This window comes from Bacillus sp. AFS037270 (assembly GCF_002585305.1).
In genome coordinates this window covers 79,010-103,929 of the sequence record NZ_NUNF01000037.1, presented here as the reverse complement: position 1 = coordinate 103,929, position 24,920 = coordinate 79,010, and the positions used below count along the sequence as shown (strand labels likewise).

The 24,920-nt window shown below is 36.2% G+C and carries 28 protein-coding genes; 8 read left to right on the top strand and 20 right to left on the bottom strand.

The window, feature by feature from the left end; genetic code table 11:
• On the top strand, window positions 1-951 hold a 951-nt coding region (locus COD92_RS18660; protein ID WP_098527279.1), incomplete at its 5' end, for an IS110 family RNA-guided transposase.
• 645 nt (window positions 952-1,596) lie between these two features.
• Here COD92_RS18660 and COD92_RS18655 read toward each other — a convergent pair.
• The 3 genes from COD92_RS18655 to COD92_RS32105 all read right to left on the bottom strand — a co-directional run bounded on the left by COD92_RS18655 (window position 1,597) and on the right by COD92_RS32105 (window position 3,154).
• On the bottom strand, window positions 1,597-1,920 hold the full coding sequence (locus tag COD92_RS18655) for a hypothetical protein (RefSeq protein ID WP_098527278.1): 324 nt from the start codon (window positions 1,918-1,920) through the stop codon (window positions 1,597-1,599).
• 173 nt (window positions 1,921-2,093) lie between these two features.
• Window positions 2,094-2,486, bottom strand: coding sequence for a YybH family protein (locus tag COD92_RS18650; protein ID WP_141561123.1), 393 nt, complete (start codon window positions 2,484-2,486; stop codon window positions 2,094-2,096).
• Window positions 2,487-2,992: 506 nt separating this feature from the next.
• On the bottom strand, window positions 2,993-3,154 hold the full coding sequence (locus COD92_RS32105) for a hypothetical protein (protein WP_176541025.1): 162 nt from the start codon (window positions 3,152-3,154) through the stop codon (window positions 2,993-2,995).
• A gap of 457 nt (window positions 3,155-3,611) precedes the next feature.
• Here COD92_RS32105 and COD92_RS18645 point away from each other — a divergent pair, with 457 nt between their 5' ends.
• The gene (locus tag COD92_RS18645; RefSeq protein WP_098527276.1) at window positions 3,612-4,142 is read left to right on the top strand and encodes an ECF transporter S component; all 531 of its coding nucleotides are present in this window, start codon (window positions 3,612-3,614) and stop codon (window positions 4,140-4,142) included.
• 65 nt (window positions 4,143-4,207) lie between these two features.
• On the opposite strand, the gene COD92_RS18640 is transcribed toward COD92_RS18645, so the two are convergent.
• Window positions 4,208-5,170, bottom strand: coding sequence for a S8 family peptidase (locus tag COD92_RS18640; RefSeq protein WP_098527275.1), 963 nt, complete (start codon window positions 5,168-5,170; stop codon window positions 4,208-4,210).
• A gap of 391 nt (window positions 5,171-5,561) precedes the next feature.
• Here COD92_RS18640 and COD92_RS18635 point away from each other — a divergent pair, with 391 nt between their 5' ends.
• Window positions 5,562-5,744 (top strand): hypothetical protein, encoded by a 183-nt coding sequence (locus tag COD92_RS18635; protein ID WP_098527274.1) that lies wholly within the window; start codon window positions 5,562-5,564, stop codon window positions 5,742-5,744.
• Between the two features lie 189 nt (window positions 5,745-5,933).
• Here COD92_RS18635 and COD92_RS18630 read toward each other — a convergent pair whose 3' ends face one another.
• From COD92_RS18630 to COD92_RS18610, 5 genes are all read right to left on the bottom strand, one after another.
• Window positions 5,934-6,794, bottom strand: coding sequence for a DUF421 domain-containing protein (locus COD92_RS18630; protein WP_098527273.1), 861 nt, complete (start codon window positions 6,792-6,794; stop codon window positions 5,934-5,936).
• A 16-nt stretch (window positions 6,795-6,810) separates the two neighbouring features.
• The gene (locus tag COD92_RS18625) at window positions 6,811-7,017 is read right to left on the bottom strand and encodes a DUF1657 domain-containing protein (RefSeq protein WP_098527272.1); all 207 of its coding nucleotides are present in this window, start codon (window positions 7,015-7,017) and stop codon (window positions 6,811-6,813) included.
• An 81-nt stretch (window positions 7,018-7,098) separates the two neighbouring features.
• Window positions 7,099-7,302 (bottom strand): DUF1657 domain-containing protein, encoded by a 204-nt coding sequence (locus COD92_RS18620; RefSeq protein ID WP_098527271.1) that lies wholly within the window; start codon window positions 7,300-7,302, stop codon window positions 7,099-7,101.
• A gap of 194 nt (window positions 7,303-7,496) precedes the next feature.
• Window positions 7,497-7,802, bottom strand: a complete 306-nt coding sequence (locus tag COD92_RS18615; RefSeq protein ID WP_255286489.1) for a hypothetical protein — start codon at window positions 7,800-7,802, stop codon at window positions 7,497-7,499.
• Between the two features lie 200 nt (window positions 7,803-8,002).
• Window positions 8,003-8,812 carry a hypothetical protein gene (locus COD92_RS18610; protein WP_098527270.1) on the bottom strand — a complete coding sequence of 270 codons (810 nt, stop codon included), beginning with the start codon at window positions 8,810-8,812 and terminating at the stop codon, window positions 8,003-8,005.
• A gap of 213 nt (window positions 8,813-9,025) precedes the next feature.
• On the opposite strand from COD92_RS18610, the gene COD92_RS18605 reads away from it, so the two are divergent.
• Complete coding sequence (locus COD92_RS18605) at window positions 9,026-10,498, top strand: flavin monoamine oxidase family protein (protein WP_098527269.1); 1,473 nt, start codon at window positions 9,026-9,028, stop codon at window positions 10,496-10,498.
• A 134-nt stretch (window positions 10,499-10,632) separates the two neighbouring features.
• On the opposite strand, the gene COD92_RS32100 is transcribed toward COD92_RS18605, so the two are convergent.
• From COD92_RS32100 to COD92_RS18580, 5 genes are all read right to left on the bottom strand, one after another.
• Window positions 10,633-10,797 (bottom strand): hypothetical protein, encoded by a 165-nt coding sequence (locus COD92_RS32100; protein ID WP_176550455.1) that lies wholly within the window; start codon window positions 10,795-10,797, stop codon window positions 10,633-10,635.
• Between the two features lie 29 nt (window positions 10,798-10,826).
• Entirely contained in the window at window positions 10,827-11,981 is a 1,155-nt protein-coding gene (locus COD92_RS18595) for a Ger(x)C family spore germination protein (RefSeq protein ID WP_176541024.1), read from the bottom strand.
• A 28-nt stretch (window positions 11,982-12,009) separates the two neighbouring features.
• Window positions 12,010-13,569, bottom strand: a complete 1,560-nt coding sequence (locus COD92_RS18590; protein WP_098527266.1) for a spore germination protein — start codon at window positions 13,567-13,569, stop codon at window positions 12,010-12,012.
• An 18-nt stretch (window positions 13,570-13,587) separates the two neighbouring features.
• Window positions 13,588-14,697, bottom strand: coding sequence for a GerAB/ArcD/ProY family transporter (locus COD92_RS18585; RefSeq protein WP_176541023.1), 1,110 nt, complete (start codon window positions 14,695-14,697; stop codon window positions 13,588-13,590).
• A 259-nt stretch (window positions 14,698-14,956) separates the two neighbouring features.
• Complete coding sequence (locus COD92_RS18580; protein WP_098527264.1) at window positions 14,957-16,174, bottom strand: MFS transporter; 1,218 nt, start codon at window positions 16,172-16,174, stop codon at window positions 14,957-14,959.
• 385 nt (window positions 16,175-16,559) lie between these two features.
• Between COD92_RS18580 and COD92_RS18575 the strand changes: the two genes are divergently transcribed.
• Window positions 16,560-17,522, top strand: a complete 963-nt coding sequence (locus COD92_RS18575) for an LCP family protein (RefSeq protein WP_098527263.1) — start codon at window positions 16,560-16,562, stop codon at window positions 17,520-17,522.
• A 194-nt stretch (window positions 17,523-17,716) separates the two neighbouring features.
• On the opposite strand, the gene COD92_RS18570 is transcribed toward COD92_RS18575, so the two are convergent.
• The 3 genes from COD92_RS18570 to COD92_RS18560 form a co-directional block, all read right to left on the bottom strand.
• Window positions 17,717-18,580 (bottom strand): hypothetical protein, encoded by an 864-nt coding sequence (locus tag COD92_RS18570; RefSeq protein WP_098527262.1) that lies wholly within the window; start codon window positions 18,578-18,580, stop codon window positions 17,717-17,719.
• A complete protein-coding gene (locus COD92_RS18565) occupies window positions 18,561-18,902 on the bottom strand; it encodes a glycosyl hydrolase family 28-related protein (protein ID WP_098527261.1) in 342 nt (113 codons plus the stop codon). Before COD92_RS18565 ends, COD92_RS18570 begins: the two co-directional genes overlap by 20 nt.
• Before the next feature lie 278 nt (window positions 18,903-19,180).
• Window positions 19,181-19,624, bottom strand: a complete 444-nt coding sequence (locus COD92_RS18560; protein WP_098527260.1) for an NlpC/P60 family protein — start codon at window positions 19,622-19,624, stop codon at window positions 19,181-19,183.
• 486 nt (window positions 19,625-20,110) lie between these two features.
• On the opposite strand from COD92_RS18560, the gene COD92_RS18555 reads away from it, so the two are divergent.
• Window positions 20,111-20,536 carry an SRPBCC family protein gene (locus COD92_RS18555; protein WP_098527259.1) on the top strand — a complete coding sequence of 142 codons (426 nt, stop codon included), beginning with the start codon at window positions 20,111-20,113 and terminating at the stop codon, window positions 20,534-20,536.
• 252 nt (window positions 20,537-20,788) lie between these two features.
• Entirely contained in the window at window positions 20,789-21,148 is a 360-nt protein-coding gene (locus COD92_RS33400; protein WP_368731436.1) for a CBO0543 family protein, read from the top strand.
• Window positions 21,149-21,367: 219 nt separating this feature from the next.
• Here COD92_RS33400 and ycaC read toward each other — a convergent pair whose 3' ends face one another.
• Complete coding sequence (gene ycaC / locus COD92_RS18550; protein ID WP_098527258.1) at window positions 21,368-22,012, bottom strand: isochorismate family cysteine hydrolase YcaC; 645 nt, start codon at window positions 22,010-22,012, stop codon at window positions 21,368-21,370.
• A gap of 204 nt (window positions 22,013-22,216) precedes the next feature.
• Window positions 22,217-22,777 (bottom strand): NADPH-dependent FMN reductase, encoded by a 561-nt coding sequence (locus tag COD92_RS18545; RefSeq protein WP_098527257.1) that lies wholly within the window; start codon window positions 22,775-22,777, stop codon window positions 22,217-22,219.
• Between the two features lie 73 nt (window positions 22,778-22,850).
• Between COD92_RS18545 and COD92_RS18540 the strand changes: the two genes are divergently transcribed.
• The gene (locus COD92_RS18540) at window positions 22,851-23,942 is read left to right on the top strand and encodes a low temperature requirement protein A (protein WP_098527282.1); all 1,092 of its coding nucleotides are present in this window, start codon (window positions 22,851-22,853) and stop codon (window positions 23,940-23,942) included.
• Between the two features lie 228 nt (window positions 23,943-24,170).
• On the opposite strand, the gene COD92_RS18535 is transcribed toward COD92_RS18540, so the two are convergent.
• Window positions 24,171-24,692: a DUF3231 family protein gene (locus COD92_RS18535; protein ID WP_255295283.1), complete on the bottom strand. Its 522-nt coding sequence runs from the start codon at window positions 24,690-24,692 to the stop codon at window positions 24,171-24,173.
• Window positions 24,693-24,920 lie beyond the last annotated feature (228 nt).

Below are 24,920 nucleotides of genomic sequence, written 5' to 3'. Positions count from 1 at the left end.
GTAAAAAGGAATAAAGAAAACCGTGATAATACTCAATCAAAAAGTGATAAAAAAGATGCCTTAGTCATCGCTGATATGGTGAAGAACGGTTACTACTCGGAAGTTAGATACACAACAGAATCATTTGAAAAACTAAGAGTTCTAATGTCTAACCGTGATGTAGTTGTTAAACGCCTTGTCAGTTCTATTAATCAATTAAATCGTTGGGTAGATATTGTCTTTCCTGAACTCCGACAGGTGTTTAAAGATATTAAGGCTAAAGGGGCAATCGCAACCCTTCGTTTATTCCCCTCCCCTGTTGACTTAGAGAATATGAAGCCTCACGAGGTTATTACAGGTTGGAAATCTATAATGAAGAGGCAGCCTGGATTAAAAAAGGCCCTATTACTCATCCAGTTAGTTAAGAAATCTGTTGGTAATAGACAAGCACTTGATGCTTATAAATTCCATTTGGAACAATTATTAGAGGAATATGATTTAGCTGTAACTCAACTCGAAAGAGTTGAACAACAAGTTACTGAAGCATTAAATAAAATTCCTTTCGCTAAGAAGCTCCTTACCATTAAAGGAATAAGTGAAATTTCTTTAGCTGGCATATTAGGTGAAGCTGGTGATTTAAGCAGCTTTTCTCATGGCAATTCTTTACTCCGCCATGCAGGATTGCATTTAGCCGAAGCAAGTTCGGGCAAGTGGAAAGGCCAGATTATCATTTCTAAGCGAGGACGTTCCAGACTAAGGCGATTCCTCTACCTAGCGACAATGAGCCTTGTGATGAATAATCCAGAATTTAAAGCAATACATTTTCATAATGTCAAAGTAAAAAAAATAAAGAAAATGAAATCTATTATGAAGTTAATTGGCAAATTGGCAAGGATTTTTGTAGGTATTTCTAGACGAAATGAGTCTTATTGCCCTGATAAGGTCAAACCATTATCACCGTTAGCTGCCTAATGAATTACAGAAATTAAGTTAATCGTCCCCTTAAAATAAGAAATACAGCACACATGTATTGACCGTATGTTGGCTTATTTGCAGGATTTCAAATATGTACGGAGTACCAGGTTTGTTCAACATAAGGGCACAGACCCATTCCGTTAGCATAACTGGCCTCCACCCCTTGGATAGGCATGACGAAGGAATGATAGGGCAAATGACCCGTTGAGACATGGGAGGGAAAGCCTCCAGGGGCGGCGTGGAGCATGTACATTATATGGTAAATTATGGAGTTTCACTTTACTCCTCTATTTAACTATGCCTTCACGAAGCCATAATGATCTAAACGTAATTCATTTAATCGTTAACTCCAAATCAAGGGATATGAAATCCTGCGAATAAGCGAGCATTCGAGAGAAAATCGTATTTAACTGAGGGAGTTGAACAAGGATTATCAAATTATTATAGCTTTTTGAACCTATGCATTAATCATTTCATAATTGATTAAATTAAGAGAAAACTATGGGTTGGTCTTCTATGAAAAAATTCATTCTTATAATTGTTGCCTGTTTGTTTCTTGTTCCATTTACTTCAGTTAAAGCAGAAACCGTTTAAAATTGAAGCTGTATCTTAATAAGCACCCATGAGATAGTTAAAATTTAATCATCTTATAGTTTCATTGTCACCAAGATGTTCAATTTTGTCTAATATCCAGGGATTATCTCCTTTTTTTGAGTAACTTGAAAAATAAGTTTTATTAACCTCAATCAAGTTCCAGACCATTAGTTCTTGGACCAATATTTTTATTTCTTTCTTTTCTGTAATACTGTTGGGGTCATATGCTATTATCCACGCTTCGTTATCATCCTTTGAATGTGCCTTTTTAACTACATACAAATCGGAAGATGTTGATGTAAAAGGACCTCCACAAGCAGTAACAACCAATAAGAAAATAAAAAAAACTAATAAACTAGGGGTCTTTTTCATCGTTCACCACCAATAATCAATATTTATGACCAATTTATTACGATAATATCCTTTCATTCCTTCATTAAGTAAACTGCCCCGATAATGGAACAAGAAAAAGAGCTCAGTTACGACTCTCTGTTAAGCACAAGCACCCGTTTGTTTAAGTACAATGATTCACAAACTATTACTAACTATTTGTTAATTAAATCCGTACCATATGAGTTGTCTATGGCACAAAGCCACTCACCTTGTGGACTTTTCTTAAATACATATGTTGCTCGTCTATCCATTGAATAATCACTGTTATTTTTATCAGCTTCAAGCAAGGTTTGGGATATAACTAGGGCAGTGTCTCCAGTTTCTAAGACAATCATTTCTCCTTGTGTTGGGACAAGACTGTTATTGAAATATTTCGCAATTTTAATAAATGCTATTTTAATTTCCTTTTTGCCTCGTGCAATCATGCCTGGTTTTATAACTAAGATTGCATCATCTGTATAGTAATTAATTAGTGTATCAAAATCTTCCTGTTTAATTGCGATATCACATTTTTTAATAAGTCCCTTTAATTCGTGTTCAAAAATATCCCTCCTATCTCAGTTAAATTATTTATATTCTCTATTAATTGCTACTATCCTTCTTAAGCTACTCTTTCCCGTTCGTAAGCTTTCTTTTATTTTAATATAAATATCCAATAAACCTTCTTGAAATTCGGTCCTCAATTTGCGTCATAATGAACATACGAATTCGCACGCTGACAATAACTTCTGTCAACCTGTCAAAAGGGGTGGAATTTTGGGTGCTAATCGTCCTCAATTTGGATAAAAATCCTTATATAACAAAAAAAGACAGTCCAATTCAAGTGTAAATTGGACTGCTTATTGGTTTGCCAATTTGGTTTTTGTACTCGAAAAACCCAACCCGTTAGATTTAATTCTAAGCGTTTTTATGTGCTAAAATGGTTACCATTTTAGTTTAAAATTCACTATCATTGATAACAGCTGGATCCACTTTTTAAGGTCTCTTTGTTTTTTGAATCTTTAGGAATTCAATCCACATGATCTAGGCTAAAAGTATTTGGTTCATTCCTTCAGAATGGGTTAAAAGAATTCATGCCATGTTCTGGTGGATATTCCTCTAACTTCTCAGCAGTTCTACCTTCATCTGGAGAAGTCGCCCCATATTTTCTTTCAAAATAAATAGCTATTCCACTCAATATAAGAACAGGCATAAATATATATATCCAAATCATTTATTACACCTCCATTCAAAATTATTACTATTCATATTATGAAGTTAACCTTACGATACTTTTCTAAAGCCAGTTTCAGTCAGTTTAATAAATTTAATATAATCAATAACACAATGGATATTGATAAAAAACCGATTATAAAATATCCAAAGAATTTTAATGCTTTTGGTAATTTTTTAAAATTAGTTTTGGCAAGTTTAACAGCATTTCCTTCAATCTTGTAAAGTGGTCAATTACTTCATTTATTGGTTTATTTTCGTCCTTCATACAACCACTCCCTTTACCACATTTTAACATATACAATCCTATTTTTTATGTTTTTGTTTATAAAAATTGAATAATTCTCCGTTATCTCAAATGTATAAAAGGCTGCCTGAGAAAAAAAGAATATTACATATTTATAAAGTTTCAGATTAGGTGTATGATATTATTTTAAAAACAAGAAAGAGGTCATCATATGAATACTACATTCTCACCGGCAGCAACTTCTAAAACAAAGTCCATAGTTATCAATGCACTTTTCATCGCATTAACACTGGTAGCCACAATGTTCATTAACTTAAGGCTCCCAATAATGGGTAATGGAGGTCTAATCCACCTAGGGAACGTGCCTCTTTTTATAGCTGCCTTGGTTTATGGTAAAAAAACAGGAGCCATAGCTGGCGCCTTTGGAATGGGCTTATTCGATCTTATCTCTGGCTGGGCAGTATGGTCGCCGTTTACTTTTATCATCGTAGGGGCAATGGGCTTTTTAGCTGGTCTCATATCTGAGAAAGTACCCGGCAATAGAATCCTTGTAAACACAGTAGCAATTGCGGTTGCATTGATAATAAAAGTCGTAGGCTACTATTTTGCTGAAGTCATCCTTTACGGTAACTGGGTACAGCCATTCGGCTCCATTCCTGGAAACATTATGCAGGTTGTCATAGCCGGGATAATCGTAGTACCTCTTGTAGGACGCTTAAAGAAAAGATCTGGACAGATTTAGAAGTTAAATATGCCAAAAAAACAGTGCCAGAAATATTCTTTTGGCACTGTTTTTTTACTAGTAAACTAGTTATTTAGCACTTCTGCTTTTACATCACTGTTAAATATTTCAGTTAAATAATCTACTGCCGTCAGATACACTATCCCATTCCCTTCTAACTTTGGAGAATGACCGAGAGGAACCGTTCGTTTGATTAATTGCGCATAAAGCTCTGGTACAGTTAGCTCTCTATCGAATGATTGATTTGCAAGGACTTTGATGAGGGCAAGTGCACCCGATACATGTGGAGTGGCCATTGACGTGCCGCTAAGCGTTGCAAATTTCCCATTCAGATAGGTAGATAGAATCGTTTCACCTGGCGCTACAAGATCTACTTCATTATTAGAATTACTGAAATCCGAGATTCGTCGGTCTAAGTTGACCGCCCCTACACTGATCACTTCATTATAAGATCCAGGATAATCAAATTCATTGGTTGCATCCTGTCCATCCCCTTCATTTCCGGCAGCACAGACCACAAGAATATTATGTTCGACTGCCTTTTGAATAGCCTCGTGTAACTCCGAAACATCTTCAGGACCGCCAAGGCTCATGGAAATAATGTCTGCTTGTTGTTCAATCGCATAATAGATACCATTTATAATCCAGTCATATTGGCCGGATCCATTTTTATCAAGAACTTTAACAATTAATAGATTGGCTTCAGGAGCAACTCCAACTACCCCTCTTTGATTCTGTGTCGCTGCCATCGTGCCGGCCACATGGGTACCATGGCCATTGTAATCCCGATAAACATCTTTATTCCCGTTATCATCATTCGTGAAATTCCTGCCGCCAATAATCCGGTCCTTTAAGTCAGGATGTGTCAGATCACAGCCTGTATCTAGGATGGCAATGGTCATGCCACTTCCTTTTGTTTTTTCCCATACTTTAGGGGCCTGAATCATTTCGACTCCTTTCGGGACCTCGGTTACTTCTTCAACATGTGCAATGAATTGGTACGGAATCAAGTGCATTTTTCGTTCCATATTATCCCTCCTGACTAGTTTCATTGAAGTCGACCCATGATAGTAATAATAGTTTAACAATTTTGAATCAATTTAAACAGGGTCTTTTTACGTACATTTGTTCCCATTCTTCTCTACTACTATTAATGAAATCAACTTCTATATATATGAAAACAATGGAAAGAGACAGGTAAGGTTTTAAGATTTTTTTCTACAATTAGTTAAAGCACCTATTGGTTTACCGTCTGAATTTGTAGGAAAAGGGAGGAATTTTAATTTTACTTATAAAATATGGAGATTACTGTAGAAAAGTTTTGTAACGTGATGGCAGGAAAAATGCTTCTCTTTACAAAATATTAAAGAAAACGGATAAACAGATGTCTAACGAATAAGTTGAAAGGTGGTATTATCCTTGAATGAACTTACCCTACAACAACTCGTCGAAGGTCTACCGAAGTCTTTATTAAATGCATCTGATCGAGATTTGGAAGGATTCCAAAAAATTATTGAAGAAACGATAAAATTAAGAGAGGGCCATCGAAACCTGCAAAAAATGGTGAAAAACTTCTCACTCTCTACGATTCAACGTACTTAGAACCCAATGAGAAGAAGGATTTAGAAGGTGAATTGCCTTCTTTTTTTATTTGAATCGTTCTCTTATTAATTCTTATGATATACATGATCCTTAGTCCCCTCCTAAGGATCATTTTGACTTAGATGTATGAAAATTATGAGGCAAGAATAGAAAAAATACATGCTGTACCCTTAACTTTTCTTCAAAGATTTAAGCTTTTAAATAAGGGCTAAGTATATCAATTGCATTTTGTATTTTTTCGGCATTTACTTGATATAATTTTTTTGCTTCTGCAGAATCAGTTTGTAATGAAAAGGATTCCAGATCCGCTTGGCATTTTTTTAGTGATGACATTAACAAAGGCTTTTGTTGTGGTGATGGGATCTTGAGTTTGTCATCATATACATCCACCGTTAATTGTCCGTATGAATCAACTTGTCCCATAAATACATTCTCCTGCATGACGCCAAGTTTTTGTAATTCAGTATCCAGCCACTGCCGGTTCTTATTAGCTTCCGTAAGAGCACTATCTAAAATTTTTCCGTCCATGATGACCGTCTGTGGAACTTTTTCATTCCCAACCTTCATATTTAAATCTTTTGGAGTTAGAGGTTGATTTTCTTTCTTCAACAGTACATTTAAGTCCCCATTGGGTTCTAAAACGGCAAACTCTACATCCGCAACTTTAAATACATTCTTTTTTCTTAGTAATGAATTTAATTCATCAATCGTATAATATTCCTTTTTTAAACTGTCTTCCATAATCTTGCCATCTTTAACAACAACCGTTGAAGTACCTTCAGCAAAATCTCTGAATTTTTTGCTCTTCAAAGAAAAAACATCAACCGCATAGGTTATCCCGCTAAAAAGAATTAGCACAATAATACCGTGCATAATATTTGCATCTAGACCTGTAATTACTTCAGCTGCTACACTACCAATAGTGATACCTGAGATATATTCGAAAAAAGAAAGCTGGGAAATTTGTTTGGTCCCTAAAAGTTTGGTCATAAAAAATAATACAGCAATAAACAAAATGGACCGTAATCCAACTTCAACCCAATCCAGCATTTTTATCACCTCGAAATTACAATGGTTTATATTGAGGTTCTTGAACTTCCATTTCTATCGTTCGTTTTTGTAAATCATTTTTCACTTCTTCGACAATTAACATGGCATTGTGAAAGGTCTGTTGAGCTTTTTCATCCTGAGAATTTAAAGCGAAAGTGGATAGTTGTGCTTCAATTCCCTTAATGGAAACTAAGCATTGTTTTACATTGGAGTATATCGTCATTTTTATCTCCCTATTTTTAAAAACTTATTTATTGTGCATGTTAATATTAAAAGGGGCAGCATAAAACGCCACCCCACCTTTTTACTGATTATATTGGGGTTCTTCTTTTTGTATTTCCTGAAGACGCGGTTCTAAACTGTCAATGATTGACTGAGTTTGTTGAGCAGCATTTTGGTACAATTCCTTTGCATTCTTGTTTTCAGTCTGTAAGGCAAATGTTTCAAAACTAGCTTGTGCACTTTTTAAACCTGCTAAAGTTTGATTTACTTGAGTAGCAACCGTCATTGTGCATACCCTCCCTTTAATTTTAATTGTACTAACATATATAATCTCTGTCTGAAAATTAGTAAGTATAAGTGGTAATGTTTACATAAAACAATTACAAACAAGCATTCACAAATCCAGAAAAAAATACAGCCAGATTACAATGAGAATAAAACGTTGTATTCTGGCTGATTTCTATTTAAGATAAAAATTTATTACTTGTTCACAGAACCGCTGTTATTGGTGGCATTACGGTTGTTAGCAGCATTATTCTCTCCGCTAAACTCCTCACCAACTTGGTTACCAAGCGCACCGCCTGCAAGTCCACCTGCAACAGTACCTATTGGTCCTAAAACAGAGCCAATCGCAGCCCCAGCAGCACCGCCGCCAACAGTACCAACCGCTTCACCAACATCACTGCCTGTTTTGTTCGTTGCATTGTTACCAGCTTGGTTTGTAGCGTTGTTGACACCTTGGTTTGCGTTTTCACCATATCGATTACGTTCGTCGTTTGTAGGCATCCTCTTTCACTCCTTATTTGTAGTTGGAAAGCTACTAAGCCTGGTCAGTACCATTCCCTAACATATTTTAACCAAGCTGAATGGTATTACACGATTATTTGTGATTTCCATTAATACACTAACTCAACCATGTTTCTCTCCTTGTTTCACCTATGTAAAAAAGTTGGCACCATGATAGATGCCAACTTTTCCGTTAAATTCTATTTTATCTTTTCACATTCCTCTAAAATATTCTCCGTCTGTTCGATTAAAAAGAATGTTTCATTCCAAGAGTTCTCGGTGTTGATATCCTGGGAATGAGCCAAATTGTTCCGGAGCTCTTCTAATTTTTTAAAAAAATGCTTCCCCTTCGTCTTGGTTTCAATCCCCAACTGCTCCCTTAATGGATCTTCATTCAAGACAATATCCCGTTTATCGCAAATTTGCAAGCAATCACTTAATTGAATCCCTTCATTCCTGGCTTTTCGAAGAGCAAATAAATCTTCTGTAAATTGAATCCGCTTCGGATTTAAATGCTTTTTCCAGGAATCATCAGGAAAATACTCATTAATAATCCGATAAAGATGCATCTCTAATAACGAGATCAACCCAAATAATAACATCCGAATCGGCGGCTTCTGAAGATCGGCAAGTGTGACAACCTTTGTTATTCTGTTTCCTTCAAGGATAAAAATTCGTTCATTTTCTTTAAAAATAAACAGTGTATGTAAAAGGGACGTTGATTCCGAAACAAGCTCTGTCGGACTAAAGCTCCGGTAATAATCTTTACAGATTCCTTCCTTCAATTCATCTCTTACCACATATCCAATAACAATTCCGTTATCCTCCACACCGAGAATATCGTAGTCCTTCATTTCCATCATGTTTTTAATATGGGTAGCATCATCATGTAGATGACAAGTATCCAATGATTCTGCAATACTGTTTACGGTGATGTTTTGCTCGTATAAGGAACGAAGACTTTGATACGAACTCACTTTATCGCGCTGATGAACTGGTTGAATTGGCATAATTATTACCTCCGTGTTAACTCCTCTTAGACAAATCTATTATAACCTTAATCATTAACAAAAAAATAGACAACTCATTGATTGCCTGCCCTTTCGAATGCTTGAAAAGTAAAAACTTTATGAAACACAGGGACGTTCATCTTCATGCCATAAACACATAGGGATCTCTTTAAGTGAATACAATGTAGTAATCTTTTCACTAGGGGCGATGAGATGCCTGATTACAAATACAATAAGTTAACAAAGCAACAAATGCTTAGCATCATACAAAATGGGCTGATGAAGTCGAAAGTACCCAAGAATATTACAATTGTCGGTGCAGGGCTAGCAGGACTGGTTGCTGCTTCCTTATTGAAAGAAGCCGGGCACAATGTCATCATCCTCGAAGCCACTAACCATGTGGGCGGCCGTGTCTATACTATTCGTTCCCCTTTTTCCAATGGGCTTTATCTGAACGCAGGACCGATGCGTATTCCGGATTCTCATCATTTAACCTTAGAGTATATTAAAAAATTCAGTTTGAATATAAACTTGTTCATTAACCGAACACCTGTCGATATTCTTTATATCAACGGAATCAAAACACGCCTTAACATTTTTGAGCGTTATCCGGATATTCTAAATTTCCCTGTAGCCCCGAACGAAAAAGGGAAGAGTGCAGAAGAACTCTTAAATTTAGCTTTACAACCCATTATTGATTTTATTAACAAAGATCCAATGAAAAATTGGGATTTAATCGAAAAAGAATTTAAGGACTACTCACTGGGTTCATTCTTAAAATTTTACCATTATCAATATGGAACCACATTTTCTGATGGTGCGGTTGATATGATCGGAGTGCTCCTTGACTATGAAGCCTATATGGGAATGTCATTTCTGGAAGTATTGCGAGAAACCGCGCAGTTTAGAACGAATCGTTACTATGAGATAACAGGTGGTATGGATCTGCTTCCGAAAGCCTTTCTTCCACAATTAAATGATGTCATCTACTTCAATCAAAAGATGACGAAAATTACCCAACATCACAACAGTGTAACCATTCATTCCTCCCATCCGGACACGTTAGCAGCTTCCACCCTAACTAGTGATCTTGCTATTATCACCATCCCATTTTCCGTACTGCGATTTGTCCAAGTTGAACCACATCGTTCTTTTTCCTACTTTAAACGACGAGCGATCCGTGAATTGAACTATATGGCCGCAACTAAAATCGGAATCGAATTTAAAAGCAGGTTTTGGGAACGGTTTGAACAAAAAGGTGGAAAGTCCATAACGGATCTGCCAATCCGTTTCACCTATTACCCAAGTCAAGGTATTGGTACAAGTGGACCCGCTGTACTTTTAGCAAGCTATACATGGGCGGATGAGGCTTCGACATGGGAGGGTCTATCAAACGAAGATCGCATTCAATACGCTTTAAGGGACTTAGCTGAAATTTATGGAGACCTGGTCTATTCTGAGTTTAAAGTAGGAACTTCGTTCAGCTGGGTCGATAATCCCTATTCTACTGGGGCGTTAGCGGCTTTCGAACCAGGTCAGGAAAACGAGTTGTTTCCTTATGTCACTTTACCTGAGGGCAGAGTACATTTTGCTGGGGAGCATACCACACTTACACACGGGTGGATGCAAGGTGCGATTGAATCTGGGATACGAGTTGCCTATGAAGTGAATGATCTGTCAAAATAAACAAGAAAATATTTAATAAGGGTTGCTCCGAAATACGATCAACCCTTTAGATTTACTAACCTGTCGGACAAGAAGAAACTAAGGTTAAGCGAATAAAAATTATTAAGCAATCTGCTTTAATTAGAATTTAATCATTAGATAAATGATCGAATAACGACCAAAATACTCAAAGCAAGTCCAATGATCGAAAGAATAGAAAAAACAACTAATTCTTTTATCTCTTTTTTTCGTATTAACTGTAAGGCTTCCCAGGCAAAGAGTGAAACAAACATAAGAATCTCTATAAAAATCTTAAGCATTTTCGATTCCTTTATCTGAAGTTTTTTCATTACTTACTTAAACCGATTCTTCTTACAAAAACTTTTGGATTAATGGTTACCTCTAATTTTGGAAACTCTTGGTCCCACTTCTTTTTATAAATTGTATTCCATGCTTTTGGGTATTCTCTGTATACAGCTTGGCCAAATCCAAATATGTCTGACTGAAACTCTTTTTGGGCTTTGTCTAAAACCATTTGTATTCGATCTTTAATCTCTTTTTCGATATCTGTTTGGATCCCATCAATTTCTTTTTGATTAAATAATACTACCTTTGAAGCATTTTCAATTACAATGATTTCTGAGGTAACATTTATATTAAATTTTATTTGTCCATTGTTCAAATGGGGAATGATTTTGGTATCGGCTCGAATAATCTCAAAACTAATATTCCCTCCGCCTTTCTCCTTTGGGATCTTAATTGAAATGACTCCTTCTTCTATCTCATTTCGAAGCCATAATAATCCCCGGGTTTCACTATCATCAAGCCAACCTATTAGTTTGTCCTTTTTAAATACAGCAGCTCCATTAATTACCTGTACTTGAGCAGAATTATTTTCCGTATTTACTTCTAATGAAGTTAATTTATATTGAGGGGCAAATGGTTCTAATCCATCTGTAAGCAGCATGTTCAAAAAATCTCTTACATAAACTTTTATACCTACACTTAGCTTTGCAAGTTCTTTCGTTTCTTCTGATGAAACATTTTCTAAATTCGGAATATTTTTAATAACATCAGAAGCGTTTCCTTTTGTAAACATGATAAAACTGTTCATTCGAGGTTGATGGAACCTTGTATAAAAATCAATAATATTAGAAATTCCCTTTTTGGCCAACGCCTCTCCGATTAGTAAGACTCTGCTTTGAGAAAAGAATATACGTCTTGATAGCTTCATTTGTAAATTTCGGTAAGCTTCAGAAACGGTTACGCCCTTCTCTGAAATGACGAATGTACTGCGTTCTTTGCTACCTCCTTTAGCCCCCCCTGCTGGTCCTAACTTTGCTGGTATCGCTACTTGCAGAGATAAGCGGATCATATCATCATCAACAAGGTCTAATCCAATCGCTGTAACAATGGCAATATCATTCACTTCAATCCGGTTCCAACAACCTGTAAGTAAACTAACTGTTATGACCAAATGTAGCAGCACTTTAATCGCCCTCATGTATCTCATCCTGTCTTTTTGAAGCGAACTAGTATTTACGGTTTCGGAGACCTAATCTCTTCAAGTTTCTTTTTCCTGTTTGTTCAGGTCTTTCATTCATCTTCCACCAAGGCGCACGAATAAAAACGTCTTTAAGATTGTTAAAATTAAAAGGAGCTATAGGAGCTAAATAAGGAACACCAAAGCTACGAAGTTGAACAAGGTGAACCAGGATAAAGAAAACTCCTAACAAAATCCCATAAAACCCTAAAGTAGCGGCTAAAAAAATCATTAAAAACCGTAGGAGTCGAATAGCGCCTGTTAAACTATAACTAGGAAACATAAACGAAGCAATACCTGTAGTCGATACTACAATGACTAATGGAGCTGAAACAATTCCCGCCTCGACAGCAGCTTGACCAATCACCAATGCACCTACAATACTAACGGTTGATCCGATTGGCCGCGGTAAACGCAAACCAGCTTCTCGCAAAGCTTCAAAAGTAATTTCCATTAATAATGCTTCGACAACTGCTGGGAACGGAACCGTTTCTCTTGATGCAGCAACACTAAACAAAAGATTGGTTGGAAGTAATTCCTGATGAAAAGTTGTCACTGCAATATAAATGGCCGGAAACATTAGGGCAATCAATAAAAAGAGATACCTGATAAACCGAATAAATGTAGTTATGATATATCTTCCATAATAGTCCTCAGGAGAGGTCATCATTTGAAAAAATGTCGCAGGAACAATCAGTGCAAAAGGGCTATTTTCAACAATGATTCCGACTCTGCCTTCAAGAAGGTTACCAACAACACGATCTGGACGTTCAGTCTGCAATATTTGCGGAAACACGGAGTAAGGATGATCTTCAATAAGCTCTACAATGTATCCGCTATCCTCAATCGCATCGATATTAATCTGATTTAGTCTGCTGTGAACTTCTTCAATGATTGAATTCTGTGCAATACCGTCAAGATAGGTAATAACTACTTCGGTTTTGGAAAGATCCCCAATTTTTATACTTTCAAACTTAAGTTTAGTTGTTTTTAAGCGTCTTCGAATCATGCTTGTATTTGTTTGGATATTTTCAGTAAAGCCTTCTCTTGGGCCTAATACAACTGCTTCGGATATAGGTTCTTCAATTGAACGCTTTTCCCATGATTGTTCACTTATAAAAATGGCTTGTTTGAGTCCATTAATCAGTAAAACCGTATCTCCCGATAATAGATGATTAACGATTTCTTGAACGGTTTCTCCATGTTTGACTTGAGCTGAACTAAGCCCCTCTTTTATGTTATCAATGGTCGGTTCAGGGTTCTTTAATAAAGCCTCGATATGCTTTAACAAAGGATCTATAATATTTAATTCGATTCTTTCGATATCCACTAATCCATTTAGATATAAAATCGTGATAACGTGATTGTCTTTTAAAGTAAGTTCTCGATAGGCAAAATCTGAAGCCCCTTCAAAATGCTGCATGACCAGCGAAAAATCATTCTGCAGAAATCCAGATAATCGATCATTTCCATCTTGCACTATAATTTTGTCGGGATTTTGCTCTTGTATTATAGATGTTAGTTTTTTTAACCGCCTTAAAATTCTCAATAATCGTACCACCCTAAATTATTTTTGCGGATAGACAAGTCCCAATTTTTTTCGAATCACTGCGATGCCAAGCAATAAAATTGGTAAAATAATTTGCAAAAATGTATGTAGATATGGAACATAGAGCTTAAATCCAATTTCTAAATGTTCTACATAACTGGATGCACTTATTAGCGATAAGGGAGTAATAATTAACCCAAGGCCAAGAATGACAGAACGAGTTTGTTTTAAATTGAATAAATGAGAAATAGCAATGGATGCACCCAATGTAAATCCTCCAACCTTAAAAAAAACTCCTGCTACCATCATTAAAATAACAAGGGCATCAAAACGTTCAAGAAAATCTGCAACAGAAACCATTTGAGTAGCTGCAAGAAGGGAAAAAAGGTCCTTGCTGTAAATTTCCGGTCCTAAAGTAGAAATCATCATAATAGAATTAACTGTTAACAGGGATCCTCCAATTAGTAGAGTGGACAGTCCGATCTTTCTTATATTTTTTTTATTGCTTAAAAAAGGAAAAAACATCATAATGACTATTGTTTCTCCAAATGGGAAGTTTATGGCAGCGGGGACCGCTTTTTTCAATACGTGCATTACACCATTACCTAATACAGGTGTCAGATTTCTCAAATCAAATGTTTCGACACTTAGTAAAAGAAGCCAAATCAGCATGAGGGAAAAAAAATAAATAGGAAATACAATTTCTGCCATCCGCCCTAAAGTCTCCACTCCTCCTCGTAAGCAATAAATCACTAACACCATGAAGCTTCCTATTACTACAAAGATTGGGGTTTCAGTTAAAATGGTTGTCACAATTAGGTCCCCTAATTCTCTGCAAGCCCTTGCTGCAGAATAGGTAAAATGTGCAATATAAAGCAGGATAACGGGATAGGATAGAATTTTTCCAATTATTTTTGGCATCATCTGAGCGAGAGTATCACCCGGATAGTAAAATGTTAATTGAGTGTAAACAACCATTAAAAGCACACTGGATAACATTCCTATTATGATAAAAATCCATGCATCTTGCTTCACATCTGCACCTAATCCTAAAATGATCGCAGTTCCCAATACATAGCCTGCCATTAAATAAAAAAGCTGGAGTCCGCTTATTTTTTCCTTATTCATTCTTAATCTCCCACTTATGTAAAGCTTTTGATATTTCATAGCAAACTTATTTTTTTTAAAAGCTTCCTTTTTGGTTAATATTTTCCATAAAGAAACATGTTATACATGAAGACCGATTGCCTAAAACCTTGAGATAAATAAAAAAAATGACGCGTACCAGTTTACGCGTCATAACTAATAAAATTTTCCCAGTATAAAACTAGCTTGGTAATTTGGTTAAAGGAATAGACCTTTTCCTTAAAAGATTCCAGCTTTCACTTTACACCGCTTTAGAAAATGAATGGATTTGTGCTTTCTTATCCTTTCCTTTTTTCAAACTAACCATTGCGATAAAGGAGATACAGTAAAGGCCAGCAAGATACCCCATCGCTACCGTTACATTCGCGTGCTGCAGGATGTATCCTACCAAAATAGGAGATAATCCCCCTAATGCCCTGCCAAAGTTAAAGATCGTATTGGTTGCTGTGCTTCGAATCTCAACTGGATAATAATTACTGATTAGTGCACCATATCCCGCAAACATTCCATTCGAGAAAAACCCTACAAGCGCACCGCCGATTAAAAGACCTGCACTCCCTGAAGCAAAGGAGAATAAGAACACAGCCACCGCAGAAGCGAATAAGAAGATTCCATATGAGCGCTTCATTCCAAAACGATCCATAAATTGGCCAAAAGTTAACATCCCTGCAATCATTCCAACAGCCGTACTAATCGTCCAAAGAGCCGAATTGGAAACGGATAATCCTTGGGATTGTTGGAGCATGGACGGCAGCCAAATCATCAACCCATTATAACCGGCAATTTGGACAGTAGCCATGATGGCTAAAGCGATCGTTGTGACCGATGTTCTAGGCGAAGAAAACAATTGCGATAATTTCCCTTGTTTTGGCAAAAGTTGTTTTTGCTTTTGTGCCCCTACCCATACAGGTGATTCGTCTAATTTCTTTCTAACGATAAAAGCGAATATAACGGGAACCAAACCGATGAAAAACAATCCTCTCCATCCCCACGCAGGAAGGATCATGGCGCTAAGAAGAGCAGCGAGGATCACACCATATTGAGCACCAATGCTGACATAGGAAGAAGCGCGTCCTTGTTTATTCTTTGGCCATGCTTCAGCCACAAGCGCCATTCCAATGCCGTATTCTCCACCTGCACCTAAGCCTGCAATAAACCTAAATAGATAAACTTGTTCAATATTTGAGGCTAACCCTGTTAATGCCGTACCAAGAGCAAATAGTAGAATCGTATAAGTAAAAACTTTAACTCTTCCAAATTTATCTGCTAAAATCCCAAAAATGACTCCACCTGCCAGCATTCCTAAGTTGGTAATAGAAGAAATAAGACCGCCTGTAGCCATGTCGATATGAAATTCGGCAATAATCATCGACATCGCAAAGGATATAAACATGATATCCATACCCTCTAATGTTAAACCTGCTACTGAAGCAACTACTGTTTTTTTACGATAATCCATTTTTGTCGTTCTCCTTTCAAGCCTCACAGGACTTTGTTTAAAGAAAAGTTGGCAAAAATAAAAATGCCCTCTCATCCAAAGGACAAAAGGGCACTTATATACATGACAAGTATATAAGAAGTCTACTTTCGCCTTTTTGGCCTCTCTGGACCAAATTAAAGGAATTTAATTTCATCTAATAGTATCATGATATTAAAAGTGTGACAATATTTTAAAATAATAAACTTAATTTAAACATAAGGTCATACCTCTAAGACAACTAGATAAGTGACAATAAAACAAGAAAATGTAATCAGAAATTCAAAAAAATGTAACCTGATATTAAAAAGGATGAAAAATATTTATGGGATAATCATTACTTCAGGGGATGTGAATAGATGAGGTGATGCAAGATTTGACACGGTCAAAAAAGAATAGAAGAAGACTAAGATTGGGGAGAGTGTTTGGCGCACTTCTTCTATTAAGCATTTTTATAGTTGGTCTTTTTCATATATTTCAATACATACAAGGTACAATCGAAACAATCAACGAACCACTTAAAAAAGTGGAAGGAAAAGATACGTTTCAAGGAGATACAAATAAACTAGGTGCAGTCAATGTTCTTTTATTAGGAAGTGACTCAAGGGGAGAAAAACAAGCTCGAACGGATACGATCATGGTTGCCCATTATGATCCAGAAACACATAAAATCAAACTTATTTCTCTAATGCGTGATATGTTGGTTTCTGTACCAGAGCATGGCCAGCAAAAATTAAATGCGGCTTTTTCGTTTGGAGGTCCTGAACTACTAAGGAAAACCCTTAAAGAAAATTTCGGGCTGGATATTCATTATTATGCGATTGTCGACTTTAAGGGGTTCGAAAAAGCGGTCGATCTCCTCGTACCAGACGGAATTAAAGTAGACATACCATACGAGATGTCTTATGGCATTGAAACAAAGTTAGAAGAAGGCAAACAAACACTTCATGGAAAAGAATTATTAGGATATGTCCGTTTTCGTCACGATCGATTAAGTGACTTCGGACGGATCCAAAGACAGCAGGAAGTGATTAAAAAATTAACGGATGAAGCCGTAAGCCTGCAAAGTGTTGTAAAACTCCCTAAACTATTAAGTTTGATGAATGAATACGTAGATACCAATATGGATAGTTCCACTATTTTGACAATTGGAAAAGACCTGTTAACGAAGAAAAGTGGCAATATAGAAACCGTACGCATCCCTGAAGATGGCAGTTTTCAAAATAAACGTGATGAAGAGCTTGGCGCTGTATTAGAAGTGGACTTCGATAAAAATATCGAAGCTCTAAATCAGTTTTTAGAAGGAAAAAGTGTTGCTCAAAATGAATAAATAAGGTGGTAAAAATAACGCTAGGATTGGTTTGTCCTAGCGTTCGACCTTATTGACGATATTAATGGTTGTGAGTGAGGTTAGTACTGACCACAAGATTCCCATCCTATCTTAGATTTCTTGAGTGACGATTATAATCCATTTCAATCCCTTTTCCAGCTTCAATCTATTTTTTTAGACTGACAACCAACTCATTACCTCGTTCCTCTTGTTACAACTAGTGTTCCATCTTGTTTAAACATATTGAGAGATTGTCTAACATAGCCAGTACCACATTTTATGATTCTAGGCTTAGTGGTGGGGTCGTCACCCCATAGGCAGTTGGTTACTAGACCACTACTACCATCCTCCCAGTACATAACACCATTGATCTTACAGCCATTAAACACAATCCCATTTTGTCTAACATGGACATAAGCTACATAAGGATCAGTTAAACCATCACTCATAATATTACAATGATTAAAAGCTACGGATGTATTATTACGAATAGTATTTATGGCTTGGATATCTATTGCCCTTGAGGTACAGGAAATATAACAACCATCAAATACAAAGTCTGACATATCAGCACCTGTAACAGCAAAGAGAGAGTTCAAGTTCACGACCATGTGAGAGAATTTGAACGCCAATCCTCGTACTACATTTATACCCCTTTTAGCTGAACCAATGAAACCACCCAAGAAGGTAAAGCCCTCCGGACGTCTGATAGATCCTTGATATGTAGCACCATTTACATAAACACCATTATTTAAACCAGAAAATTGACAGCCAACAAAGGTATTATTAACAATTTGCCCTTGTATTTTTAAACCACAATCCCCGATATAAGTGGTGCTTATATTTTCAAAGTAACTCCCCCATTCCTCCGCTAAAAATAGACCAGTAGAGACATGAGAGATAGAAATGTTTTTAAATGCACATTGATAGACAGCATAGTTAACACTTGATGATTGTGTAATTTTACTTTGATCTTCAGTTCCCATATACAATCCGACAAGGTTACAGTAATTGGAATTCCCATCAATTTTCAAATCCTTAATAAATCTTGTACTCATAGTTAAATCCGTTCCTGCCAAAGGCGCTGATAGTGTTCCTGTTGATACTATACTTTGGGTAAAGGGACGGGACTGAAACTTTATTCCAATCACTAGCAACCTTTATTAAAGCATTGTTACCCTTTACTGAAATATAATCAGGGATTTCGAGTATCTGTGTAATTACATAGGTTACATGAGGTTTAAGATTTAATATCCCCATTCCTCCCAATGCGCTAGCAATACAATTTTTCAAGGCTTCTGTATCATCTGTAACACCATCACCTTTTGCCCCGAAATCCTCCGGTAGTAGGTAGTTATGCATAGAATTTGGAAAGGACAATATGATCAGCTCCTTTACTCAACTGTATTGAAGCAATTGTGATAATTTGCAACCAGTCTTAAGGAGATTGTATGCTTGTCTATTGATACATATTAATTGATTTTGGATGTTATGGCATGATAGCGGAACAAGAAAAAAGGGTTGCTGCAGTAACCCCTTGTTCAACTCAAGCATTGTTTAAGTACATTTTTCACATTCTTTAATGTATTGGCCAGTCAAAATTCTAGATGATTTTTAATTTAATCCGATGAAGATTTAGCATTAGTGAAAATTTAATATTAATAAATTTTCCTTTGAAACCCAAGCATAATTCGTTCAAGTGATACCCATCCAATGAACTTTGTTTTTTCCCAACCTGGAGCAGTAGTTAACTTTTCTACATCAAGGTAATTATTAATCCTTACCTTATCCCAAGCATGAATAACCTCTCCATTACCAATAGATAAGCCTACATGCCCCCAATTTTTACGCTCACCATTAATTACTCCTAAGCAATCATAAAAAACAAAGGTTCCTTTTGGAGGCATACCTGTTTGCTTATTTGCTTCATATAAATCCGCAGATTCTTTTGCAGTATCTCCACCAAAGATTTCAATGTTATTACTTCTCTCTAATGCATCCTCTACAAAAGCCAAACAAATATAACAATATTCTTTAGAATTTAGATGACCTTTAGCCCACTCAATTGCATTATTAATATACTCATCATAATTTTTATCCATTTATTGTCTCCTCTTAACATTCATTCTTAATCTTAATGATATATGTATATTTAATTCCAGTTATTAATAAGTGTTAATCATTCTTCAAGGTACTACTAAAGCTGGAAGCATACCTACAAATTCCATATTTTTCATCCCCTTAAGCTACTATATTCATCAACAATAAGAGCTTTACTCCCTGCCAAGGAAATAAAACTATCTGAGTATTGCTTCTTTAACTAAACGCCTTCTATATAGAAAGGAATATCTCACGATTTCTCTTGTTTTCTCCGAATTAAGCAGTTGTCTGTTTTATCTTCATTTTCCGTTTAAAAATCCCAATGCTAGTTACAAGGTTAGTGGAAGGGAAGAAATGGATTACAAGGGCGGTATAAGGAACCAATGAAGAAGTAGCGTAATTATTCGAAATCATCTAGAATATAGTCAGGCACCTATTGTGGATAAATCGCTTAAAAAATCTTCGTATTAAGAGAGGCGGTAAATGAAATGGAAACATCTAAAAAAATAACAGTAGAAACAACAGTTCAAGCACCAGTAGAAAAGGTATGGAAATATTGGACAGAGCCAACTCATATCACAAGATGGAGCAAAGCTTCAGATGACTGGCATACACCATTTGCTGAGAATGATTTAAGAGCAGGTGGGAAATTCCTTTCAAGAATGGAAGCCAAAGATGGCAGTTTTGGTTTCGATTTTGGTGGAATTTATGATGAAGTGAAATTACATGAGGTTATTGCTTATACTCTGGGTGATGGAAGAAAAGTTAAAATTACTTTTAAAGGTCAAGAAAACGAAACCGAAGTAATTGAAACTTTTGATGCTGAAACTACAAATCCAATTGAGTTACAACAACAAGGATGGCAGGCAATTCTAGATAATTTCAAAAAATATGCACAGCAAACAACCATTTAAAAAAGCAAAGAAGAGATGCTCTAGTTATCATTTTTATAAGGCACAAAACTAAATTAGTGGCGTGTGTCTGTGGCTATGATTATTATTAAATAACCACGGATACTGCCATTTTTTATTTTTATGATTGTCGTAAGAAGTCATGGTGTCAGGCTCATGCGCAACTGTCCCTAGCGGGTGACGACATGTTCTTTCCAAAAAGTTAAGGCGATAGCAGTGCAGCTGTTGAAAAAATGACTCTTCAATTTTCTGCTTATGATTGGGAAGGATCGGTTTTTATACGCCGGTTTATTTGTCAGTTTAGTATCCATTACATTAGATAATATAGGTGTTCAACTAACATTTTGGAACTATTTGAGACCTGTCACACCTGCATTCCCATCCTACATTCCTTATGACTCTGCACTTATGCCTGTATGTGTTTTGTTCGTAATCCGGTACTTTTATAATAGAAACCCCTGGATTGTGGGTTTACTATTTGGAATGTTAACTGAATTTATTGGAGAACCGCTTTTTAAATGCTTCGGTATATATCATCGCACAAATTGGAAGTTTAGTTATTCCATTTCCTTTTTATACTTTGATCTACCTATTTGCTCACAAACTAGCCTTTAGAGAAAAATTTAAGAAATTGATTTAATTAGGCATCGTGTGATGCTTTTTTTATATAGTCTAAAAGCTCGGAATATAGGTCAAAGCGACATAAATAAGTTCTCTATAATTCAACAATTCTGCTTGAAGAAGGGAGCCTGACGGCGAAACGCGAATTTCGTATGAAATCCGCGTTTGTTGGTGAGGATAGCTAACTATATGTCAAGGTTGATCTTTGTTGATCTAGTCATTCTGCTTGCGGAAATCTCGTTGAGCTCCCATATAGCTTCCAATTAAATTTTGATAACCAGGAAGTTGGCCAGAAAGTAAAGCGCCAAAACCCTCGACGTCGTTGCGCCAATCGCGTTGTAATTCACATGCTACGCTAAACCAGTTCATAAGCTGTACCCCACCATGGGCCATGCGCATTAATGACGCGTTCGCTACTTGTTTGCTAAACGTTCCGGAAGCATCAGTGACAACAAATACTTCGTAACCGGCGTTTACAGCAGATAGTGCCGGGAATGCAACACAAACATCAGTAACAACTCCTGCTATAATAAGCTGTTTTTTACCGGTTGCTTCAATGGCTTTAACAAAATCTTCATTGTCCCATGCGTTAATTTGTCCAGGCCGAGCTATCTTTGGCGCATCAGGAAAGAGTTCAACCAATTCTTGCATTAGTGGTCCGTTAGGTCCGTTTTCAAAGCTTGTTGTTAGAATCACAGGTAAATCAAAAAACTTAGCTGTGTTTGCAAGAGCCAAAACATTGTTCTTGAATTCATCAACACCATAGTCACGCACTAGGCCGGAAATAAGGCCGGTTTGATGATCCACTAGAAGAATAGCAGCATCCTCTTTGGAAAGACGAGAATAGAGATCAGACATTTTATAATCCTCCTTAAATTAACGAATATCAAAAATACCATATATCGGTAAATTTACCTTAAACTTCATCGTCTGTTATAATTAGTTTAATAGTAAATTCATTGTTGTCATAGGTTTATCTATAAACCTATTAGTGTCAACAGCATTTTTTAATAATATATGATCATCATAAAAAATTACTTGATGATGTTTTGTATTCCTGGGTTAATTTAAAACAAAAGTCTGATCAATCCAATGAATAAATTGTTGTAAATAACGCCCAAGATATCGTTTTGTTTTTTCGTCAGTAAGCACTTTCTGGTCGGAGTCAATCTTTTCATGTACTTGCGAAATCAGCACTTTTTGATATGGAAGAACCTGAGCTTGCATGGCATCTAATATTTGTCTGATTTGCATTTGAGCAAAGGCAGTCCCTAATCCCCCAGGAGTTGCTCCGATTAAGCCAACCGGTTTTCTACTTAGAACGGAGGTCTTCGGAGGTCTTGACGCCCAGTCTAAAGCATTTTTTAGCGCACCTGGAATTCCAGAATTGTACTCTGGACTTACGATAATGATACCGTCAACGTCCTGAATAGCGGATTTAAATGATGTTACTGTTTCTGGATCTCCGCCAATTTCTAAATCTTCGTTAAACAAAGGAAGATCGTTGATTTCGATCCACCGAAATTGAGCGTCATCACTCATATCTGTCAATGATTGAGCAACGATTCGGTTAAAAGAATTCTTTCGTAAGCTTCCACAAATAAGGCCAATGGTTTTGGGCATTGAGATTCCCTCCTTGTTTGAAATCATCTTTTATGATACCACATTTCGTTATATATGGGGGTTATTACCAATGATAGAAGAAAAAAAAGTGACTTGGTTAGAACTTTTTTATGACTTGCTGTTTGTCGCGGCCGTTGCAACTACTACTCATGTTTTACTTCATGTTGAAAAAGGTTATATTCATCCAGAATATTTATTAAAGTTTGTTCTGATGTTTATCCCGATATGGTGGTCTTGGACCGGACAAACAATGTTTATTAATCGGTTTGGACAAGATTTTTTACATCAACGTATCTTTATTATTCTTCAAATGTTATTTGTCCTTGTTATGACATCCAGCTTATCCGTAGATTTTGACCAATACTATCGCCCTTTTCTTATTGGCTATATCGGAGCTAGAATACTAACGGCAATTCAATATCTTGTTGTTCAGAAAATTGAAGAAGGGGATCGAAAAACGGCTGCTCGGTTTTTAGGAACATGTTTTGGGATTGGAGTCTTTATCTCATTTCTCTCTATCTTTTTTGATTCATGGCTCCGATACGCCGTGTTATATGCAGGAATTTTTATAGATGTTATAGTGCCTGTTTTCGGACGCAAGTATTTGGTAAAAGCCCTGACCAATACGGCTCACTTATTAGAACGTTATGCTTTATTGACATTAATCCTATTTGGAGAATCAGTCGTCAGCACCCTATTTGTACTTCAGCCTCAAAAAGGTGATTGGAATTCGATCTCATTTTCAATTATTTCATTTATTCTTATTATTTCAATGTGGTGGCAATATTTTGAAAATGTAGAAAAGAAGGTAAACAAGTCAATTCAGGGGGCAGGGCAAACTATTATTTACGGACATTTGTTTATTCTAATGTCGTTGAGCATGATTGCAGCATCTATCAAACTAATGTTTTTATATGAAGTCGATTATTCATATATCTTATATTTCGTATTTAGTTCTGTATTACTCTATTTCATTTCAACTACCATTGTTTTTCATCAATACAGATATGAACAACACCGTTTGAAAATTTATCATTTAGGGTTGTTTTTAGGGATTTTAGCAGCCTTTTTTATTATTAATTTAATCATGGTAGTTCCAAACATTGTGATCATGGGTGAATTAGCTCTATTTTTTATCATCTATGCTAAAATTACAACTACTTAATAAAATACGGAAAATTTAATAATGGGGTCGTGACGCATGCCAGTTCAATAATTCACTAAAAAAGCCGTTTCCAAGTAGGAAAATGGCTTTAAATCATCATTAATTATATTTTTAAAATCTTATTGGCCTTTTATGCATATTAGTGCTTCTTCTTATTATTTGTTAGCTTATTTTGTATTAATTTATTCCGCCATCGTTCTTGCACACATGTTACTATCTACACTTCCCCTAATTCAATGGATGTTGTGAACCAGGTGGAACGTAAAACGGTGGTACTTTAATCCATCCGCGTTTGCGCATTAAATGTTTTAATTTAGTCGCGAAAGCTAATTTTTCTGCTTGAAACTGAATAAACAATAATCCAACATCGGTGCGAATCGATTCAGAAGCTGCACCAGCAGCACGCATAATTAAACTAATTATTTTTAATGATAGATCGTTAGCAATCACATCATCCGTTAATTTAACACCAAGAGGAATATTGTTAGAAGCGGATATTGGCATATCTTCAGGAGCTGGAGGTAACGTAATTCCTTCCTTAAGCATGAAATCATGGAGTCGCTGCCTTTGACTGGTCCCAAGTTTCATATCTTCTTCAAGTATTGCTTTTAGCTCATCGTCGGTCGTGGTGTTTATGCCTGCTTGAACAGATACTTTGGCTAATTCAAGTCCTGATAAGTAAATCCAGCATGCCATCACTTCTCCGACATGGAGAGGTTGGTCTTCATCTTGAACTGACAGTGATTTCATGGCATCCATGACTGTTTCTAATATATTTACCATGCGATTCCTCCTAAACTGGTAGTAAACTATAAATATTGTTTGTTTGAAAAGATTTTTTATTCAGCAATACCGACAACATTTCAGAATTTTTATACGCAAAACATATTTCAATCTAAAATTGCAAAACCAGTGACTATCTGTTCAATTAACCAGCACCTTTTACTAAACAAAAAAGAAGTTGCCGCAGCAACCTCC

Coding starts and splice junctions, on each gene's coding strand:
- COD92_RS18655 (WP_098527278.1), bottom strand. CDS start 1,920: ATGAAAAAGACCCCTAGTTTATTAGTTTTTTTTATTTTCTTATTGGTT.
- COD92_RS32105 (WP_176541025.1), bottom strand. CDS start 3,154: ATGATTTGGATATATATATTTATGCCTGTTCTTATATTGAGTGGAATA.
- COD92_RS18645 (WP_098527276.1), top strand. CDS start 3,612: ATGAATACTACATTCTCACCGGCAGCAACTTCTAAAACAAAGTCCATA.
- COD92_RS18640 (WP_098527275.1), bottom strand. CDS start 5,170: ATGGAACGAAAAATGCACTTGATTCCGTACCAATTCATTGCACATGTT.
- COD92_RS18630 (WP_098527273.1), bottom strand. CDS start 6,794: ATGCTGGATTGGGTTGAAGTTGGATTACGGTCCATTTTGTTTATTGCT.
- COD92_RS18625 (WP_098527272.1), bottom strand. CDS start 7,017: ATGACGATATACTCCAATGTAAAACAATGCTTAGTTTCCATTAAGGGA.
- COD92_RS18620 (WP_098527271.1), bottom strand. CDS start 7,302: ATGACGGTTGCTACTCAAGTAAATCAAACTTTAGCAGGTTTAAAAAGT.
- COD92_RS18615 (WP_255286489.1), bottom strand. CDS start 7,802: ATGCCTACAAACGACGAACGTAATCGATATGGTGAAAACGCAAACCAA.
- COD92_RS18610 (WP_098527270.1), bottom strand. CDS start 8,812: ATGCCAATTCAACCAGTTCATCAGCGCGATAAAGTGAGTTCGTATCAA.
- COD92_RS18605 (WP_098527269.1), top strand. CDS start 9,026: ATGCCTGATTACAAATACAATAAGTTAACAAAGCAACAAATGCTTAGC.
- COD92_RS32100 (WP_176550455.1), bottom strand. CDS start 10,797: ATGCTTAAGATTTTTATAGAGATTCTTATGTTTGTTTCACTCTTTGCC.
- COD92_RS18595 (WP_176541024.1), bottom strand. CDS start 11,981: ATGAGGGCGATTAAAGTGCTGCTACATTTGGTCATAACAGTTAGTTTA.
- COD92_RS18585 (WP_176541023.1), bottom strand. CDS start 14,697: ATGAATAAGGAAAAAATAAGCGGACTCCAGCTTTTTTATTTAATGGCA.
- COD92_RS18580 (WP_098527264.1), bottom strand. CDS start 16,174: ATGGATTATCGTAAAAAAACAGTAGTTGCTTCAGTAGCAGGTTTAACA.
- COD92_RS18575 (WP_098527263.1), top strand. CDS start 16,560: ATGCAAGATTTGACACGGTCAAAAAAGAATAGAAGAAGACTAAGATTG.
- COD92_RS18570 (WP_098527262.1), bottom strand. CDS start 18,580: ATGAGTACAAGATTTATTAAGGATTTGAAAATTGATGGGAATTCCAAT.
- COD92_RS18560 (WP_098527260.1), bottom strand. CDS start 19,624: ATGGATAAAAATTATGATGAGTATATTAATAATGCAATTGAGTGGGCT.
- COD92_RS18555 (WP_098527259.1), top strand. CDS start 20,111: ATGGAAACATCTAAAAAAATAACAGTAGAAACAACAGTTCAAGCACCA.
- COD92_RS33400 (WP_368731436.1), top strand. CDS start 20,789: ATGATTGGGAAGGATCGGTTTTTATACGCCGGTTTATTTGTCAGTTTA.
- ycaC (WP_098527258.1), bottom strand. CDS start 22,012: ATGTCTGATCTCTATTCTCGTCTTTCCAAAGAGGATGCTGCTATTCTT.
- COD92_RS18545 (WP_098527257.1), bottom strand. CDS start 22,777: ATGCCCAAAACCATTGGCCTTATTTGTGGAAGCTTACGAAAGAATTCT.
- COD92_RS18535 (WP_255295283.1), bottom strand. CDS start 24,692: ATGAAATCACTGTCAGTTCAAGATGAAGACCAACCTCTCCATGTCGGA.